We start from the raw sequence: 18,143 nt of genomic DNA, 5'->3' as shown, positions 1-18,143 counted from the left end.
CGCTGTATCCGCTTCTGCGGCTATTATATCATATGCATCCGTATTTTTGAAGAAAAAACCGTTCCCGCGCGCAATTTTCTTCCATATGGATGTTTCCTTCTCTCTCCTCTTACTTTTCGTTCCCACGCTGTGTAAAGTCCAGGGGCCGTTAGGGCGGCGAAGACCGTCCGCAACACTGAACCGCGCCTATGGAAAGGCGCTCCCTTATTCAGCCGCCCATTGTAACCGCCGCCCAGATGAAAGCGCTGGAACACGCGGCGGATAGCGTCAGCCTGTCCTACCAGCAGCGGTTGTGCAGGGCGCGTTCTGGGCCAACCTGACCATCACATTCCACGCACTCAAGCAGGGCCAGAGCGCCCCTGCCGCCGCCGCGCCGCGCCCAAACCGCGCTGAGTAGCCGGACGTTCCTCCTCATTCTCGCGGTCCCCCCTTGCAGCCAATGCCCGAAAAGCATCGGAAAACGGAACTTATCTCATCTAAACCCGTCGCATGCCGCCTTTCCGCCTGCGGGATTTCTTTTCCTGAACCGTTTTGGTTGCATTAATTTTTGTCGTTTCATGTCGCCCGTTGTCGAATATTACATATTTTGACATATCATGGAATCATCTTACAGTCAAGGTGGTTTTATCATATGGAAAAATCCGAGCGAATCATTCGAACAATTATCGGCGCGGAAAAGGCAAACACCCATGCGCTCGCGCTTTCCGTGGAGGTCATGGCCGACCTGCTCTTCCGGCAGAAAATCCCCATGGATGATATTTATGTCGGCAGCGACGTCTATCCGGTCGTAGCCAAGCGGTCGGGTAAATCGCTGACCGCCGCCACGCGCCAGATCGAACGCACCGCCAACCTATGTCTGGACGCGCTGCACAGCCCGCTGGCCAAGCAGTATATTGGCCGCACGATTTCCGCCCGGCCAACGCCGCGCATGCTGATTATTTATCTGGCGTTTTACGTCCATTTCGACAAGCCTTTTTTCGAGGTCATCCAGGAGCATCCCTCGCTCCTCTTCTGAGTCTGCCGATTCCCGCGGCTTATCTCACATAACAAACAGGCCGGAGGCATAAGCCTCCGGCCTGTTTGCCGTTTATATCCGATTGTGTCCGGCACGCAGCGTTTCCCGCAGGCCGATGAATAAATAGGTGCGCGCTCCCTGTTCGGTATAGCGGAGCATCTGTCCATTGTTACATCCAGCATGCAGTCCCATGCCGCTCGATCGCGGTAATCATCCGGTACATGGCGGCATGAAAATCCGGATCGGTCTGCGTCCTTTCATCAGGGATGGTCCAGCACTGCCTTTCCGAAAAGCAAGCTTTGATTAAGATGTTGCACGCTGCAACTTTCCGCGTGGCACAGCTCCTGCTGCATGCTCTCTAAAAAATAATGTATCCCGTCTTTGCGCAGTCTCCGCGGACGGAGCCAGGAAAAGCTGGCGCTGCAGGCGGAAAGCACTCCTGCTTTTTAAGGATGGAGCGGGAAGCTATTATTTCTACACGATTCGAGACAAAATGAAACCCGCACTTTTTCATTAAGAAAAAGTGCGGGTTTTTGGCGGAGATGGAGAGAGTTGAAGACGAGCGTAGAATTATTTTCACCCAATTATGCCTATATTTTCCCTTTCCAATGAGGACTGGCAACATATTATTCCACCTTCATCATGCGGTAACCAACTCCAATATGGGTCTGGATATACTGCGGTGCATCAGGATCTTTCTCCAGCTTTTTTCTCAGCGTTGCCATAAATACCCGAAGCGAAGCCACATCATTTTCCCAGCTTCTTCCCCAAATTTGCTGCGTGATAAAGGTATGTGTCAGCACCTTTCCTACATTTTTGCAGAGAAGGCACAACAGCTTATATTCACTTGGGGTCAAGTGCAGTTCCTGTCCGTCCAAAAATGCACATCCCGCAGCAAAATCGACTTTCAGCTTACCATTTACAAATACAGACTCTGTATTGACCGCCCCGATTTGCAGAGCGGATAACCGGCGCTGCGTCACACGCAGCCGCGCCAGCAGTTCCTCTACGGAAAACGGCTTGGTCAGATAGTCATCCGCGCCGGCATCCAATGCTTTAATCTTATCTGAGTCCTCGCTGCGGGCGCTGATGACAATAATCGGCATATTGGACCAGGAGCGGACGCGATGTATCACCTCTACGCCGTCTATATCCGGCAGCCCTAAATCAAGCAGCATAATATCAGGATTGTGTGAGCTTGCTTCCAGAATGGCTGTTTCTCCGTTGAGCGCTGTTATGGAGCGATATCCGTGCGCTTTCAAGGTTGTTGTGATCAGGTTTCGGATCGGCATATCATCCTCCACGACCAATATTAACGGTTTATTCATGCAATTCGACCTCCCCAGCCGGTATTGAAAAAGTAAAAACCGAACCCTGCGGCAAATGATCCGACACAGTGATTTCTCCGCCGTGGGCGTTAACAATGGACTTGCATAACGCCAGCCCCAGCCCCATGCTGCGGCGGCTGTCGGCGATACGGTTCGACGCGCTGTAAAACATATCAAATATCCGCGGCTTTGCAGAATCAGGTATCCCCGGACCGTTATCCGCAACAGAAACATCAACATATTTCCCCTGACGCTTCCAGCCGATATTGATTTCCGAACCCGGCGGCGAATATTTTATCGCATTATTCACAATGTTGATTATCACCTGAATAATGAGCCTTGCGTCTATTTCCACCAGTGTAAATTCGTCGCTGCTTTGTACATGCAAATGATATTCTGTGCTTTTCCGGTCGATATGGCGCAGTGCCTCTGCAACCACCTCATCTATCAGCTCCGTAGAAAGGCTGAGGTTCATCCGGCCTGATTCAAGCCTGCTGACAGACAACAGATTCTCTACCAGATTGATCAGCCACATTGCATCGTCATAAATATCAGCATACATCCGGTTTTTTGTCTGTTCATCAAACAGCTTTCCATTGGAAAGGAGGTTGCTCGCATTACCCGAAATCGCCGTAAGCGGGGTGCGGAGATCATGCGAAATGGATCGCAGCAGATTTGCCCTGAGCTGCTCGTTCTTCGCCATAACGGCAGCCGCCTCTTTTTCTTCCAAATTGTTCTGGTTTTCAAGCGCCAGCGCGCATTCCCCCAGAATGGACAGCAATATGCTGGTTTCTACGGAATCCATTGTTTTTCCCATAGCCGCAATGCCGATCACGCCGTATACCTGCTTCCCTGTACGGATGGACAAGTAGGTGCAGCGGGCCCCGGGCAAATTGTCCGTGCCTGCGCCGGCGCGTCTGTTGTTCGCCAGCACCCACTGCGCTACCTGCTTTTCCTCTGCCGACCGATAGATCTCGCCAGTTTGCGTGTCATCCATCAGAAAAAGCGTCGGGGGGTTCAGCGCGCCGTTTTCTATATTATACGCAACGACATCGCGCTGAAATATTTTTTGCAACTGGGTTGCGGTTATGGAAAGGATTTCTTCCTGTGTCTGTGCTTTTTGCAGGCACTGGTTCGTTTCAAAAAGGAGCTTTGTTCGCCACGCGACCTGCGCCGAATGCTTTGCATGCGCTTTCAAGCGCGCAGCCATGGAACCGGTGATGAGGGATACGAGAAACATGACCAGAAACGTGACCGGATAATCGCTTCCATGCGCCTGCAGCGTAAAACGCGGCTCTGTAAAGAAAAAATTAAACGCCAGCACGGCGATGACTGACCCTGTCAGACTGCAAACCGAGCTTTTGGTAAATACGGAGATCAGCATGACCCCCAACAGATATATTGCTATGACATTCGCTTCCGTTGAACCGAAATGGTAAAATACCCAACCGGCCAGCGTGACCAATATCAGAATCAATGCGCTTTTCATCAGATCCAGTAGGGATACCGGTGATACATACATGGCTTCCATGTATTTTGCAGCGGTTTGATTCGCCGGATGGTTATCCGGTATGATATGGATATCCAGTGCCGGAGCCAGATAAATCAGCCGTTCAATCAGGGAGGGCCTTCGGAAAAACAGACGGCCCTGCTGTGTGCTGCGGCCTATTACAATTTTAGCCGCGCCAGACAGCCTTGCAAATTCTGCGATCTGATAGGCAACATCATCACCATACACGGTTTCAACGGTCGCGCCTAACTGCTGCGCCAGCCTGATGTTTTCCTGAAGCTGTTCACGGTCAGCCTCTGTCCCCCATTGAAAGCTCTTTGTCTCTACAAAGAGCGCGATCAATCCGCATTGGAACGCATTTGCCATTTGCGCAGCGGCACGGATAATCCGTTCGCTCGATGGAGAAACGGAAATACAGACAAGGATCTGGTCATGCGTATGGGGCGGCGTCTGCTGCATACAGGCTGCCGCCCTATCTGCGCAACGGCGCAGCCCGACTGCCCGCAATGCGTTCAGTTGAGAGAGCGGGAACGCCTTTCGGTTTTGCCGCAGCAGCCGCTCGCACAGGAGCTCGGGTTCGATATCGACAAACTCTACACGGGCGGCCTGATCAAAAATACGATCTGGGATACGGTCTGGAATAGTTCCCCCAAATATATCGGAAACCGTGTCCTGAAGGCTTTCGATATGATGGATATCCAATGTTGTATATACATCTATTCCGGCTTTGAGCAGTTCCTCGATATCCTGATAGCGCTTCCTGTGGCGGGCGCCATCAATATTGTTATGCGAAAGATCATCAATCAAAATCAGATCCGGCATACGTTTCAAACACATTTCCAGATTGACTTCCCTGTCTGTCCGGCCATTTTTCTTTAGCTCTTTACAGGGCAGCATTTCAAAGCGATCCGCAAGCGCTCGGGTATCTTTCCACGCATCGCCGGAAAGCAGCCCGATTACTACATCCTGTCCCGCCTGCCGGACGCGTTCGGCCGTTTCCAGCATCCGCCAGCTCTTCCCCGTGCCGGAAAAATAGCTGGCAAAGATCGTCAGCTTTCCATACTGTTTCTCCACATCAGACAGCCCCTCTGTCTTGAATGCCATTGCACTCCCCCCTTGATTCAGGAGTATTATATCACTGCCTATGCCTTGTGTATACAAAACTGATGTACAAATTCCTGTGCAAGCGGGTTGGGGGCATCCATTCTCCACATAACCTTTTGCTGCTGGGATTCCTTTTCAGCCGACGCCAGTAGCGCCCCATCCTCATCCATCACCAGCGGCTGGGACGAAATAACGGAAAGACGGTGCAGAAGCAAGCGACCGCCTGCTGCCTCTGGGGTGACGACAGCCGCACCTAAGCGGCGGCTGTTCAGCATTTGCAGGATTTCACCTCCCTGTCTGATCGACAGGGTGTAATGCTTATCGGAATGCAATGCTTTCATGTCGTTCAGGATTTCCATGATCCGCTTTACCACGCATGGATTCGACGTCGCAATATAGAAGCAGTCCGTTTCCTTATGCTCCCGCATTTCCTGCATCGTCTTCGCCAATTTCACCATGAGGTAGAGCCCCAGCAGCATGAGAGCTAAAAAGCCGGCTGCCAAAGCAATATCTTTCATTGGTTTCCCTTCTTTTCTGTAGCAGAAACAGTATCATATATGGAAACACCTTTGGACGTCATGATAGCTTCCCAAAACCAAAATCGTACTGTTTTCCTTCAGGGTGGTTTCCGGTGTGACCGCAGTCTCCTCAAATCTGCCGTCTTTCTTGACGGCCATAATATTCACATGGTACCGTTTCCTTACATCCAATTGCCCGACTGTTTTTCCTGCCCATCCTGCCGGCACCTCAACTTCAAAGATGGCGTGGCCATCACCCAACGCGATATAGTCTGCAATGTGATCCGAGCTGTATCGGACAGCGGTCCATATCGCCATCTGCTTTTCCGGATACACCACTTCATCCGCGCCGTTCCGCAGCAGAAATTTTCTCTGGACATCTCTGGACGCCCTCGCTACGACCCTTTTTGCACCAAGCTCCTTCAATAGCGAGGTGGTCTCCAGCGAACTCTGAAAATTGTCGCCGATTGCCACAATGCAGATATCAAAATTCCTCACCCCAATCGACGAAAGGAATTCCTCGCTGGTGCTGTCGCCGATCTGGGCATTCGTTACAAATGGCAATGCAGCGTTTACCCTCTCCTCGTCCTGATCCACCGCCATGACCTGATGATTCATTTCATTCAGTTGTAAGGCGATATGGCGTCCAAAGCGCCCCAGACCAATCAGCAAAACCGCTTTCATAGGCAATGCCTCCTTTGTTTCTTTGATAATTCAGCCGACTGTAATCCGTTCCAGAGGAAGCCTTGCGCTGGAACGCATATTCTGGGGCTTGAACAGCGTAGCAAATATCAGGGTGAGCCCTCCTACTCGCCCAAAGAACATCAATGCAATCAAAATCAGATGGGACACGTCGTGCAGCTGAGGCGTGAGTCCCAGCGAAAGCCCTACGGTCCCGATTGCCGAAGCCGTTTCAAACAGGCAGCCTAAAACCTCAACGCCTTCCAATCGGCTGATCACCAGGCCACCGGCTAAAAACAGTATCAGGTACATCCCCAAAATAGTTGCCGCCTGCGATACCGTTTCGCCTGCGATCCGTCGATGAAAAACCTGTGCATCCTCTTTATGCCGGAAGGTCGAAATCATGTTTGCAAACAGGACGCCCACTGTCGTGGTTTTCATTCCGCCTGCGGTAGACCCCGGCGATCCGCCAATCAGCATCAGGATTATAATGATAAGCTGCCCGCTTTGGCTCATAACGGTTAAATCCGCAGTATTGAATCCGGCAGTTCTCGGCGTGACCGCCTGGAAGAAGGATAGCAATATACGCTCCTGTATTGGCGCTTCCGAAAATTCAAAAAAGAAAAAGTAGAGCGCCGGCAGCACAATGAGCCCGCCTGTAACGGTAAGGATAACCTTGCTCTGCATCCGGTATTTGGAGAAACGCCAGCGGTTCGTGCGGATATCGTTCCAGGTAAGGAAGCCAATTCCTCCTACCACGATAAGGCATGCGATCGTAACAGAAACCAGAGGATTATCCGCATAATCCGTCAGGGATGAAAACGGCTGCTTTATCCCCATCAGGTCGAACCCTGCATTGCAGAAAGCAGATATGGAATGAAATACTGCGTACCACGCGCCCCTTGCGAAACCGAATTCCCCGGAAAAAACCGAAAACAGCAGCATTGCGCCCAGCATTTCAATCAGCAGGGAGGTCCTCAATATAAAGCCGGTCAGCCTCACGATACCACCCACATTGGGCGCAGCAATAGCCTCCTGCACTATACTCCGCTGCATCAGATCAATTTTCCGTCCGGAAGGAATCATAAATGCGCAGGCCACGGTTACGACCCCCAAGCCGCCGATTTGAATTAATATGATGATAATCAGCTGGCCGAAAAATGACCAATATGCAGCTGTGTCATGTATGACCAGCCCAGTTACGCATACCGCAGATGTTGCAGTAAAGAGCGCATCCATAAATGACGTGCTGACGCCTGCTCTGGTTGCGGCCGGCAGCATAAGCAGCAGGCTGCCCAGCAGGATAACCAGCAGGAAGCCTGCAATGATAATCCTGAAAGGGGATTTATTGTTTTTGTGCCATACCCACCGCATCGCACGCACCTCTTAATATCCACTTATATTATCTTAACACATTATCCATGCGCAGATATTAAAACGGTATTAGCAATATAACCGCAATATTAAGAATGCATTAAGGCGCTTTGGCACACTGTTTGCGGCGCTCTGCCTCAGATCAGCCCCCAAAGCCATGCGATCGGCAGCACAATAAGCGTTGAGCAAATGCACACGGCAGCCAGCGTCACCAGAGGCATCCCAATAAAAACCATCAGGAACCCTAAAAATCTATGATGAAATATGTACCGCTCCATTGCGGCGTCAAATTGCTCTCCCCAATGGATCAGACGTTCTTTCAATGCGGGCATCTCCACTCCTCCTCACAGCTTTATCATAGAGGAAAATATCTAAATCTGGGGCAAAGATTATAAAACCGGTATTAAAACAAAATAAAAAGCGAAGGGCGGCCTGTACCATGCAGGCTACCCTTCGACCTTAAATCTTTGTATTGCATTCCGGCAGCAGCTCCGGTTACTCGGAAACCTCGCCGATCAACCCCATTTCACGGGCAATATCCAAATTAACACCCAGTACATTTACCGTTACTTCACCGAACACACCGAACATCTTGTCGGTTGTATTGTCTGCCACAATCTGGCGCAGGATGTCCTCGCTCAGACCGGAAGCCTCGGCGATTGCGGGAATCTGGATTTCGGCGGAAGCAGGGGAGATGTGCGGGTCAAGGCCGGAGCCCGAAGCCGTCATCAGGTCGGCTGGGATCTCCTCGCGCGTGACATTCGGGTTTGCCGCGAGGAAGGCCTCAATATCAGCCTCCACACGCTCGACGAGCGCGGGGTTGGAGGCGGCGTAGTTGTTGGAGCCCGAGGACAGGCCAGCGAATTCACTGCCATCATTATAGAACTGGTTGCCTTCCGCATCCTCATAGTAGGTATTGTAATGGTACGCGGACGGACGCCCCTTCATAAAATAGGGCTCGGTGAACTCTTGCCCTACATATTCGGCGCCAACCGTCTTGCCATCCACTTCGATCAAGCTGCCCGTCGCCTGATGAGGAAAGATGACCGCAGACAGGCCGGAAAGCACGACCGGAAACAGGAAGCCGCAGAGCAGCAGCAGCACCAGTGTAACCAGCACCGCCTGCCGGATATTATGCAGCAGACCGGATTTCGTGTTATTCATGATAAAATCAAAGCCTCCTTAGAAACCAATGAGGGTCAGCAGCGGGTGGATCAGGATATCAATGATCTTGATGCCCACGAACGGGGCGATGATACCGCCGACGCCGAAGATCAGCATATTGCGTGCCAGCAGCTTGCCAGAGGACATCGGGCGGTATTTAACGCCCTTCATCGCCAGCGGAATGAGGCAGGGGATAATGATCGCGTTGAAGATCAGTGCGGAAAGAATCGCGCTGTATGGCGAAGCCAAATTCATGATGTTCAGCACGCCCAGCTGCGGGATCGCCTGCATAAACATGGCAGGGATGATGGCAAAGTACTTGGCAATATCGTTTGCAATGGAGAAAGTGGTCAGCGAGCCGCGGGTGATGAGCAGCTGCTTGCCGATCTCGACAACTTCGAGGATCTTGGTCGGATCAGAGTCCAGATCGACCATGTTGGCCGCTTCTTTTGCAGCGGTCGTACCGGAGTTCATCGCAAGGCCTACGTTCGCCTGCGCAAGCGCCGGGGCGTCATTCGTGCCGTCGCCGGTCATAGCAACGATCTTGCCTTCAGACTGTTCCTTTTTGATGAGCTTGATCTTGTCCTCCGGCTTGCATTCTGCCACAAAGCCGTCAACACCGGCTTCCTTGGCAATGGTCGCCGCAGTCAGCGGGTTGTCGCCCGTACACATGATGGTCTTGATACCGATGGCGCGCAGGCGCTCGAAGCGCTCGACCATGCCTGCCTTGACCGTATCCTTCAGGTAGATGACGCCGAGGATTCGGTCGTTCTCGCAAACGACCAGCGGCGTGCCGCCGAGGGACGAGATCTGGTTTACCTGCTCATGCAGGTCGGACGGGATCTTGCCGCCCAGATCCTTGATGTACTGCTCGATGGCGTCGGACGCACCCTTGCGCACCTTGGTGCCGTCCGGCAGGTTGACGCCGCTCATGCGGGTCTGTGCAGTAAACTCGAGGAACTCGGAGCCTGGGGTCTCCTCGCTCGCGTCGCCGAGACGGCGCGCCAGCTCAAGCGTGGACTTGCCCTCCGGCGTCTCGTCGTGCAGGCTGGTCAGTGCAGCGCAGCGGATCAGCTCCTCGCGCTTCGCGCCGCCTACCGGATAGAAATCCGCAGCGAGACGGTTGCCGTAGGTGATGGTACCAGTCTTGTCGAGTATCATGGTATCAACGTCGCCGCAGGCCTCGACCGCCTTGCCGGACATGGCAATGACGTTAAAGCGGGTGACGCGGTCCATGCCCGCGATGCCAATGGCGGACAACAGGCCGCCGATGGTGGTCGGGATCAGGCAGACCATCAACGCGATCAGCGTGGACATCTGGATCTGGACGCCGGAGTACAGGCCGATCGGGTAGAGCGTTACGATAACGATCAGGAAAATGATGGTCAGCGAAACAAGCAGTGTGTTCAGCGCGATCTCATTCGGGGTCTTTTTGCGGGACGCACCCTCAACCAGCGCAATCATGCGGTCGAGGAAGCTGTTGCCTGGTTCAGAGGTAATGCGGATCTTCAGCCAGTCGGAAACAACGGTCGTGCCGCCTGTTACCGAGCAGAAGTCGCCGCCCGACTCGCGGACAACCGGAGCGGACTCACCTGTGATGGCGGATTCATCGACCGACGCAATGCCCTCGATAACCTCGCCGTCGCCCGGGATGATCTCTCCCGCGGAAACCATGACGACATCGCCTTTTTTGAGTTCGCTGGACATAACGTCCTTGGTCGAGCCGTCTTCCTGCAGCAGATGCGCCAGCGTATCCTTCTGCGTCTTGCGCAGGCTTGCCGCCTGTGCTTTGCCGCGGCCCTCTGCTACGGACTCGGCGAAGTTCGCGAACAGCACGGTAATCAGCAGGATAACTGCAACGATGATATTGTAAATGCGGGCGTTTGCCGACGTGTCTCCAAACAGTCCGGGCACGAAAGACAAAAGCAGCGAGATGAGAAAGCCGATTTCAACCACGAACATGACGGGATTCTTCATCATGTAACGCGGATTCAGCTTGGTAAAGGAGCCGATGATTGCCTGACGCAGGATCTCGGGCGTCACCAGCTTCTGATTCTTTTTTTTGCTCATAGTTCCATTCTCCTCCTTAACTCCACAGCGTCAGGTGCTCTGCGATGGGGCCCAACGCCAGCGCAGGTAAGAAAGTCAGCGCAGCAAAAATATAAACAACAAATACCAGAATAATGGCAAACGACAGTGTGTCGGTATGCAGCGTGCCGGTAGATTCACTGACAAAGCGCTTTTTCATCAGCGAGCCTGCAATAGCCAGTTGGATTACAATGGACAGATAGCGGCCAAAGAACATCGCAAGGCCGGCTGTAATATTCCAGAAATAAGTATTATCTGCCAGACCTTCAAAGCCGGAACCATTATTCGCGGCGGAGGATGCGTATTCATACAGCACCTGACTCAGGCCATGATAGCCCGGATTGGTGATGCCCTCCATACCGCCCGGCGTTGCAACCGCCAACGCGGAAAACGCCAGAATCAGCATCGGATGGATGATGATGCACAATGCAGTGAGCTTCATCTCACGGCCTTCGATTTTCTTGCCGAGGTATTCCGGGGTACGGCCGATCATCAGGCCACAGATGAATACCGCAAGGATTGCGTACATAATCATGTTCATCAGGCCGACGCCCTTGCCGCCGAAGACAACGTTCAGCATCATATGCAGCAACGGGATCATGCCGCCGAGCGGGGTCAGCGTATCATGCATGTTGTTGACCGTACCGGTTGTGAACGAGGTGGTCGTGGTCGTGAACATCGCGGACTGCGCGATACCGAAGCGCACTTCCTTGCCCTCCATGCTGCCCATCGACTGGTTCAGGCCGGCGTTTGCAAGCGCCGGGTTACCCTGACTTTCCGCCCAGAAGCATACCGACAGGCCGATGATGAAGATGAGGCCCATTGCAAGGAAAATGCTGCGGCCCTCGCGGCCATAGATGCGCGCAGTCAGGCTGCGGCCCTCGTTCAGGGCAGGCGCGGTGACGCTGTTCTGGCCAGCCGCTTCCATTGCCGCCTGCTTGCGGTCACGCACCATCTTACCAAAGGTGATAACACAGGCGCCCGGCATGAGCATCATGGAGTAAAGCTCGATCAGGTTGGACAGGATGGTCGGGTTCTCCAGCGGTGTTGTCGAATTCGCGCCGAGGAAGCCGCCGCCGTTCGTACCGAGGTGCTTGATGATCTCAAGCGCCGCGATCGGACCCATTGCGATGGTCTGGAAGGTGCCTTCGATAGTTTCGACAACGACATTCGCATCAAAGTTCTGCGGAACGCCCTGCCAAACCAGCAGCAGGCCGCCAACAACCGAGAACGGGATCATAATGCGGGTTGTGATGCGCACCAGATCCGCGAAGAAGTTGCCGACGTTGTCCTTTGTCTTGCCGGCGAGGCCGCGGATAAACGCGACGCAGGCGGCGTAGCCGCTCGATGCGGAGACGAACATCATAAAGATAATGACCAGCATCTGGGAGAGATAGCTCAGGCCGCTCTCACCCGAGTAGTGCTGCAGGTTGGTGTTCGTCATAAAGCTAATGATCGTGTTAAACGAAAGGGTCGGCTCCATGCCTTCAATCCCGTTCGGATTGAACAGCCCGATAGACTGGATGCGCAGGATCAGGTATCCGATGAACACCATGACCGCGTTTGTGCCAACCAGCGCAAGCGCGTATTGTTTCCAGTTCATCCCTTTCTTCGGATCGACCCCGCCGATACGGTAGATGACACCGTCTACGCGGTCAAACACCGGATCGGCAAATGTATGAGCCCCTATGGAAATATGGTACATATACCGTCCCACAGGGATGACGATGATCAAAAAAATGATAATCGTCAAAAGCAATTGAAGCATTGCTGGTTCCTCCTTTTCTTTTATCTCCCGGAATCAAAATTTCTCCGGATGCACCAGCGCATAGACAAGGTATGCGCCCAGCAGCAGGACAACAAGTCCGATCAACAGCATACTCACAGGTTTATTCCCCCTTATTCATCGTTCTCGACTTGCTTGCCGCACCATTTGATCAGCAGCCACACCAGACCGAAACAGGCCAGAAGCGTTGCAACCATCAAACAATCCATCATGGTTTATTTCTCCTTTCTGCATCACGCGCCCGCTGCCAACAGCCAGTGCAGCTGGCAGGCTTTTTATTTTGCTTCCATAGGATAATACAGCAAAATATAATAAGCGGGGATTAAGAAAACCGGGCCGGCATTAACAAGAAATAAATATTCATCCAATCCGGATTTCCGGCCTTTCTGTCCGATCCGTCCGGAAAACCGGAAGCGTAAATTGAAAAATTGTGCCGGTGGGGCGGTTATCCGATATCGTTAATTGTCCCCCGTGCAGCGAAACAATTGACTGGCAGAGGCCCAGACCGATCCCCAGCCCCCTCTGGCAGTCGGCTTTTCCCTGGCCGACCGTATAAAACATATCAAACAAATGCTTTTTCGCTTCCTCCGGAATACCCGGCCCGTCATCCGCTACGATGATATGCGCCATATCGTCCTTCCTGTATCCACGCAAGGTGATGTTGGAGCCTTTTGGCGTATACTGGATCGCATTATCCATCAGATTCACGAGTACTCGCTCGACCAGCTGTGCATTCACCGAAACCATGAGCATCGGGTCATCCATCTGCACGGCAATATGATGATCCGCCAGCCTCCTGCCCAGCCGGGATACCGCCGAGCGGAACAGATCATCCAGCAGCTCGGGCGTCATTTTGAAGTTCTCCTTATCCGTCTCCAGCTGCGTGGCAACCAACAGGTTTTCTGTCATGTTGATAAGCCAATTGGTGTCGTCATGGATCAAAGTATACAGTTTTTTTCTGGATTCCCGAGGCAGCTTGTCCTCATTTTGCATCAAAATGCTCGCGCTACCGTTGATGTTGGTAAGAGGCGTCCGTAAATCATGGGAAACCGCACGAAGCAGGCTGGCCTGCAGCCGCTCTTTCTGCGTCTGGAGGGCGGCCCTGTTTTTCTCCTCTTCCAGCCGGATTCTTTCCTGGCTAAGGCCGCATTCGCTCAGGAGAGCGATCATCAGGTTCTTCTCAAAGGCATCCGGAACCGAGTACCCCACAACCGGGATGCCGACGATTCCCATGACACCCTGCGATCCGCGCACGGATAAAAACAGCCATTTGGAGTTCGGCAGCGTATTGGTCGTCGCGCCCCCATGCTTATTGTTTTTTTGCACCCATCCGGCAACGGCCATCTCCTCTGCGCTTAGCTCCGCCAAGGTTCTCTCTTCATCTGCCGGTTCAATCCGGAACACGAGCTCCTTGCCCGATTCACTCAAAGCGTAAAGAATCGGGCGGTCGAACAGACGGTTCAATTGCTCAGCCGTCAGTCTCAGGCAGTCCCACTCGGTACGTCCTTGCTGTAATTTCTGGCTGCTTTCCAGAAGCAGTTCCGTATAATAACCTTTTTGCGCAGCAAGGCGAGCCTGCTCTTTCACCCTGCTTGCGAGCGAGCTGGCAATCATGCTGGAAAAAAGCATGATTATAAATGTTACCGGATAGCTTGGGTCGTTCACCTGAAAGGTGAGCTGCGGCTCTGTGAAAAAGTAATTAAACGCCGCAACACTGAAAAAGGAACAGGCCGCGCCATAAATGTGGCTGCCGGTCCAGACTGCGGCTATCAGCACGCCCAGAATGTAGACTGTTATAATATTCGACTCACTGAAGCCCGCGTTATAAAACAAGGCTCCTACCATGGTAGAAACCAGCAGGCACAGGAGTATGCTCCCCGTGCTTTTCCATGTAAACCGTTCTTTGGGCATTCGGGACTTATGAAATGTTTTTTTGTAGAGCGGCTGCCGGTCCGGAATAATATACACATCCAGATCTGTCAGCTCAATCAGGCGGTCCGCCAACCCTTTTCTGCCGAGCAGCGGATTCTGCCGGTGATTCATCCGCCCCATCACAATCTTAGTGATGCCGCTGACCCTTGCATATTCCGCAATCTGTTCCGCCGGATCAGCGCCATACACGGTCGCAATCTGCGCCCCCAGCTGCTCTGCAAGCCTGAGATTGCTCCGCAGGCGTTTAATATTTTCTCCCGATAGCTCTTTTGTTCCCGGGGTTTGCACAAAGAGCGCGGTAAACCCGCTGTGGAACGCATCCGCCATCCGCGCCGCAGTACGGATTACCTTCGCATTGGATGGCGCCGAGGAAAGGCAAAGCAGAATATGTTCCCCTGCCCTGGCTGATTTTTCTTTTCCCTCATGCAGTGCGGCGCGGTTGAGCTGATCCGCTGTCCTGCGCATGGCGATCTCGCGCAGCGCGGCCAGATTTTCCGTTGTGAAAAAATGGCTCAACGCCCGTTTTGCCTGACGCTCCCGGTATACTTTCCCCTCCTCCAGACGCTTGACCAACGCTTCCGGCTCAATGTCCACCAGTTCAACCTGATTGGCACGGTCAAATACATGGTCAGGAATGCGTTCGTTTACCATCACCCCTGTGATTGAAGACACCAGATCGTTCAGCGATTCCAGATGCTGGACATTGACCGTAGTATAGACATTGATCCCCGCCTGCAGAAGCTCCTCTACATCCTGATACCGCTTGGTATGGCGGCTGCCCGGTGCGTTATTATGCGCCAGCTCATCTACCAGAATCAGCTGAGGCTTCCTCTGCAGCGCGCGGTCCAGATCCAGTTCCTTCAGTGTGATCCCCTTGTATGCAATCTCTTTATTGGACAGGGTCTCCAGACCCTCCAGCAGCGCCAGCGTATCCGGCCGTGCATGCGGTTCCACATAACCCACGACAACGTCAATGCCTTCCCGCTGCGCCTGATGGGCTGCTTCCAGCATTGCATAGGTTTTTCCCACACCTGCCGCATAGCCAAAAAAAATTTTTAATCGGCCCTGCTTTGCCGGCAGATCCCGGCCGGATGAAACAGTTCCCTTTTCCATATGTCCCCCTCCTTTATAAAGCGCGTATTCTCTCGTGCAAAATATAAATATCATCCCTCACCTTACGGAAAGATAAAGAAAATCCAATTTGTATTAAAACTGCATAAAGCCCACTTCCAAATACATCCATATCAGCCGATGCCCCTCCATCTCGATCACAGATTGCTGTGCTGCGGAGATGATAGGGGCAGGGCCAACGCATTTTACAAACAGGTAAAACGCTTTGTCCCTGCCCTATACATCGTGGTGTTATTCCTGATACGGTCATACAATGCGACACTATGTTCCGACATTCATATCCGCAGCGGGCGGTTGAGCTCCTATTGGCATTGTATTACGCTATCGTCACAGCACAAACTCGCTCTTACAATCCCGAGGCATAGATACTTCTACGTCACCAAAATTCATCCACATCGTTTTCCGCTGTATTCATTTCGGCTGTTATCTTCTGTATCCTCCTTATATGAAGTCTATAACCCACCGTGTCATTTCCATCTCGCTAAAATGGGAAAGAACATGGTCTGGCATATCCCAATTCTCAGATATGCCATCACACCATCTGATATATGATTTTAGTGCAATAAATAATTGAAAAGCACATGCGGATATTTCTCATCTACGCAACTGCAGCCACAGCATCGGTACTGCTTCACTTTTTCAGCCACGCTTCAAAAGCATCCAGAGAGATTTCCCCATTCCGGCACGCATCCCGATGCTTTTTCGCCTCTGCCGTCCATGCATTGAATTTTCCCGCGTCATCGTGCCGTAGCGGATGCAGGCGTTGTGCGTCTTGTAAGCACGGCTTTAGGCGCGGGGGATCGGGTTTCCGAGCAGCTTTTTCTGGTAGACACACGCGGCACCAGCATCCCGGCAGGTCTTGCTTTTTCATATTCGTGCGAACAGAGGGTAAGCGCATCGGTGTACGTTTCCAGATCTCCCAGTACCGGCGGTAAATATCCTCCGTTTCCGGGCTCAGGCAATCGAACAGAAGCGTTGCACATCTGTCCTGACCTTGTCCAGCTCATCGCGGAAATCAGTGGCAATCGAAGGAGCAATATTGTAGAAGCTTTTGACAAGCAGCGGCGCAAGCTGCATAACCAGCAGATAGAGAAAAGGATTATCCACACATGCTGGAAACGGAACAGGAGTTCGTTCCATTCCCCATGTTTTCCTCTCCTGCCTGTTCCCTCTGCAAAAAGAGGGGATGAATATGAAACGGATGGCATATGAGGACTATTCTGACGTGCCGAACGCCGAGCAGCTTGCCGCACTGCTTGGCATCTCGCGCGCGAGCGCGTACCAGTTGATGAATCGCGCAGACTTCCCCACGCTCCACATCGGCAAACGTAAATTGGCGCCCAAAGACAAAGTCCTTGCATGGGTAGACCGGCAGACCATGCCATGACCACGCAAGCGGAATTCAGCGTTTTCCGAACTTTTGGCGGCTTTTCGGCCCCGCGGTTTTGCTTCCAGGTCCAGCGGTAATTTGGCCGAAAGCACACCTTTCTTCCCATAAACCGAAAGTGCCGAAAAGGTGTACTTTTACAGGCGCTGTAAGGTTATAAATACCGCACCAAGAAGTTGTTAAACAGAAATGGCTTGCAACAAGTAAGAATTATAGCAGTGTAAAGGTAAGAGATGACAGTGCGCGTCTGCTCACTGCCGGAAGAAAAGACCGCGTTCCTGTGCTGGAGGCATCACGGAAATACCAACGGCCATGATTCTGAGCGGAGGTGATGTGTATGGCAGCTTATCTCTGTCCCAAAGCTGAAGCCATAGCAAAACCGCAGTTTTATCACACCTCCGGCATCGGAACATTGAAACTTAACTGATTGGCATCGCGTAATTGGACGGCCGTGATATATCGCAGCTTTGTAAAGAGTTGCAGCAATATAGCGCGGAGATCCAACTGACTACATGGAGCTTTCGCGAAGTCTTTTGCTATCTGCTCGAAGCGAAAGGTTACAGTGAAAAAGAACTTTGCAAAAAATGTAACCTTGCAATTGCTTGTTATGCTCTTTATCGGCATAGGATTCAGTATAACGGTATCTGAGTATCTGTTGGGACTGAGAGGGTATGGCACTCAGCAAACGAAATCTTGTCCACCTTGCTTACCGCTACTTGATCGAGAACCACCAGGGTATCCCGATCGAGGATGCAAATAAGCTCCTGACAGAACTGTTCAAGGGAACGCATACATCGCTTGACAGGATATTGTTGGGACCCAAGGGATACATACCCGACAACGACCAGACAGGTAAGAAGAAGTAAGAATGCGGCAATAAATGGAGGGATGCTTCATAAAGCATCCCTCCATTTTCTATACATATTTCTATTATCAACAAGCGCGCCCCATCTATGCGTGCCGTGATTCTAACGCCCAACAGGATTTCCTACAGCATCTTCAATACCGCCTTGATGCACTTGCCGGAGCCGGACTCCTCAAACGCTTCGTTGATCTGCTCGAACGGATAGAACTTGATCAGTTTATCAAACGGGAACATGCCCTTTTTGTAGTAGTCGAGCAGTT

16 protein-coding genes are annotated in these 18,143 nt (G+C 52.3%); 3 read left to right on the top strand and 13 right to left on the bottom strand.

The window, feature by feature from the left end:
* Positions 1-277 precede the first annotated feature (277 nt).
* A complete protein-coding gene (locus tag H8S45_RS13665) occupies positions 278-415 on the bottom strand; it encodes a hypothetical protein (protein WP_153802397.1) in 138 nt (45 codons plus the stop codon).
* A gap of 216 nt (positions 416-631) precedes the next feature.
* Between H8S45_RS13665 and H8S45_RS13660 the strand changes: the two genes are divergently transcribed.
* Entirely contained in the window at positions 632-1,015 is a 384-nt protein-coding gene (locus H8S45_RS13660) for a hypothetical protein (RefSeq protein WP_054328184.1), read from the top strand.
* Between the two features lie 626 nt (positions 1,016-1,641).
* Here the strand turns inward: H8S45_RS13660 and H8S45_RS13655 are convergent.
* The 12 genes from H8S45_RS13655 to H8S45_RS13600 form a co-directional block, all read right to left on the bottom strand.
* Positions 1,642-2,343 (bottom strand): response regulator, encoded by a 702-nt coding sequence (locus H8S45_RS13655; RefSeq protein WP_107631092.1) that lies wholly within the window; start codon positions 2,341-2,343, stop codon positions 1,642-1,644.
* The gene (locus tag H8S45_RS13650; RefSeq protein WP_054328183.1) at positions 2,336-4,957 is read right to left on the bottom strand and encodes a sensor histidine kinase; all 2,622 of its coding nucleotides are present in this window, start codon (positions 4,955-4,957) and stop codon (positions 2,336-2,338) included. The genes H8S45_RS13655 and H8S45_RS13650 overlap by 8 nt, the downstream gene beginning before the upstream one ends.
* Positions 4,958-4,995: 38 nt before the next feature.
* Positions 4,996-5,475, bottom strand: a complete 480-nt coding sequence (locus tag H8S45_RS13645) for a hypothetical protein (RefSeq protein ID WP_054328182.1) — start codon at positions 5,473-5,475, stop codon at positions 4,996-4,998.
* A 33-nt stretch (positions 5,476-5,508) separates the two neighbouring features.
* Positions 5,509-6,159 (bottom strand): potassium channel family protein, encoded by a 651-nt coding sequence (locus H8S45_RS13640; RefSeq protein WP_054328181.1) that lies wholly within the window; start codon positions 6,157-6,159, stop codon positions 5,509-5,511.
* Between the two features lie 30 nt (positions 6,160-6,189).
* The gene (locus H8S45_RS13635; RefSeq protein ID WP_082397368.1) at positions 6,190-7,530 is read right to left on the bottom strand and encodes a TrkH family potassium uptake protein; all 1,341 of its coding nucleotides are present in this window, start codon (positions 7,528-7,530) and stop codon (positions 6,190-6,192) included.
* A 137-nt stretch (positions 7,531-7,667) separates the two neighbouring features.
* Positions 7,668-7,862, bottom strand: coding sequence for a hypothetical protein (locus tag H8S45_RS13630; RefSeq protein ID WP_054328180.1), 195 nt, complete (start codon positions 7,860-7,862; stop codon positions 7,668-7,670).
* Positions 7,863-8,025: 163 nt separating this feature from the next.
* On the bottom strand, positions 8,026-8,694 hold the full coding sequence (gene kdpC / locus H8S45_RS13625; protein WP_054328179.1) for a potassium-transporting ATPase subunit KdpC: 669 nt from the start codon (positions 8,692-8,694) through the stop codon (positions 8,026-8,028).
* Between the two features lie 18 nt (positions 8,695-8,712).
* The gene (kdpB, locus tag H8S45_RS13620) at positions 8,713-10,764 is read right to left on the bottom strand and encodes a potassium-transporting ATPase subunit KdpB (RefSeq protein WP_107631094.1); all 2,052 of its coding nucleotides are present in this window, start codon (positions 10,762-10,764) and stop codon (positions 8,713-8,715) included.
* A 16-nt stretch (positions 10,765-10,780) separates the two neighbouring features.
* Positions 10,781-12,550 (bottom strand): potassium-transporting ATPase subunit KdpA, encoded by a 1,770-nt coding sequence (locus H8S45_RS13615; protein ID WP_054328177.1) that lies wholly within the window; start codon positions 12,548-12,550, stop codon positions 10,781-10,783.
* 33 nt (positions 12,551-12,583) lie between these two features.
* Complete coding sequence (gene kdpF, locus H8S45_RS16935; RefSeq protein WP_107632145.1) at positions 12,584-12,661, bottom strand: K(+)-transporting ATPase subunit F; 78 nt, start codon at positions 12,659-12,661, stop codon at positions 12,584-12,586.
* Positions 12,662-12,928: 267 nt separating this feature from the next.
* Complete coding sequence (locus tag H8S45_RS13605; RefSeq protein WP_107631095.1) at positions 12,929-15,613, bottom strand: sensor histidine kinase; 2,685 nt, start codon at positions 15,611-15,613, stop codon at positions 12,929-12,931.
* Positions 15,614-16,585: 972 nt separating this feature from the next.
* Positions 16,586-16,771, bottom strand: a complete 186-nt coding sequence (locus tag H8S45_RS13600) for a hypothetical protein (RefSeq protein WP_054328176.1) — start codon at positions 16,769-16,771, stop codon at positions 16,586-16,588.
* A 52-nt stretch (positions 16,772-16,823) separates the two neighbouring features.
* Here H8S45_RS13600 and H8S45_RS13595 point away from each other — a divergent pair, with 52 nt between their 5' ends.
* Both H8S45_RS13595 and H8S45_RS13590 read left to right on the top strand, forming a co-directional pair.
* Positions 16,824-17,018, top strand: coding sequence for a helix-turn-helix transcriptional regulator (locus H8S45_RS13595; RefSeq protein WP_082397366.1), 195 nt, complete (start codon positions 16,824-16,826; stop codon positions 17,016-17,018).
* Between the two features lie 671 nt (positions 17,019-17,689).
* Positions 17,690-17,884 (top strand): hypothetical protein, encoded by a 195-nt coding sequence (locus H8S45_RS13590; RefSeq protein WP_054328173.1) that lies wholly within the window; start codon positions 17,690-17,692, stop codon positions 17,882-17,884.
* Positions 17,885-18,143 lie beyond the last annotated feature (259 nt).

Source organism: Agathobaculum faecis, assembly GCF_014287995.1.
Taxonomy (GTDB): Bacteria; Bacillota; Clostridia; order Oscillospirales; family Butyricicoccaceae; genus Agathobaculum; species Agathobaculum ammoniilyticum.
Note: the sequence above shows the minus strand (reverse complement) of the source record. Positions and strands in the feature narration are given on the sequence as shown.

Coding starts and splice junctions, on each gene's coding strand:
- H8S45_RS13665 (WP_153802397.1), bottom strand. CDS start 415: ATGAGGAGGAACGTCCGGCTACTCAGCGCGGTTTGGGCGCGGCGCGGC.
- H8S45_RS13660 (WP_054328184.1), top strand. CDS start 632: ATGGAAAAATCCGAGCGAATCATTCGAACAATTATCGGCGCGGAAAAG.
- H8S45_RS13655 (WP_107631092.1), bottom strand. CDS start 2,343: ATGAATAAACCGTTAATATTGGTCGTGGAGGATGATATGCCGATCCGA.
- H8S45_RS13650 (WP_054328183.1), bottom strand. CDS start 4,957: ATGGCATTCAAGACAGAGGGGCTGTCTGATGTGGAGAAACAGTATGGA.
- H8S45_RS13645 (WP_054328182.1), bottom strand. CDS start 5,475: ATGAAAGATATTGCTTTGGCAGCCGGCTTTTTAGCTCTCATGCTGCTG.
- H8S45_RS13640 (WP_054328181.1), bottom strand. CDS start 6,159: ATGAAAGCGGTTTTGCTGATTGGTCTGGGGCGCTTTGGACGCCATATC.
- H8S45_RS13635 (WP_082397368.1), bottom strand. CDS start 7,530: ATGCGGTGGGTATGGCACAAAAACAATAAATCCCCTTTCAGGATTATC.
- H8S45_RS13630 (WP_054328180.1), bottom strand. CDS start 7,862: ATGCCCGCATTGAAAGAACGTCTGATCCATTGGGGAGAGCAATTTGAC.
- kdpC (WP_054328179.1), bottom strand. CDS start 8,694: ATGAATAACACGAAATCCGGTCTGCTGCATAATATCCGGCAGGCGGTG.
- kdpB (WP_107631094.1), bottom strand. CDS start 10,764: ATGAGCAAAAAAAAGAATCAGAAGCTGGTGACGCCCGAGATCCTGCGT.
- H8S45_RS13615 (WP_054328177.1), bottom strand. CDS start 12,550: ATGCTTCAATTGCTTTTGACGATTATCATTTTTTTGATCATCGTCATC.
- kdpF (WP_107632145.1), bottom strand. CDS start 12,661: ATGCTGTTGATCGGACTTGTTGTCCTGCTGCTGGGCGCATACCTTGTC.
- H8S45_RS13605 (WP_107631095.1), bottom strand. CDS start 15,613: ATGGAAAAGGGAACTGTTTCATCCGGCCGGGATCTGCCGGCAAAGCAG.
- H8S45_RS13600 (WP_054328176.1), bottom strand. CDS start 16,771: ATGGAACGAACTCCTGTTCCGTTTCCAGCATGTGTGGATAATCCTTTT.
- H8S45_RS13595 (WP_082397366.1), top strand. CDS start 16,824: ATGAAACGGATGGCATATGAGGACTATTCTGACGTGCCGAACGCCGAG.
- H8S45_RS13590 (WP_054328173.1), top strand. CDS start 17,690: ATGGCACTCAGCAAACGAAATCTTGTCCACCTTGCTTACCGCTACTTG.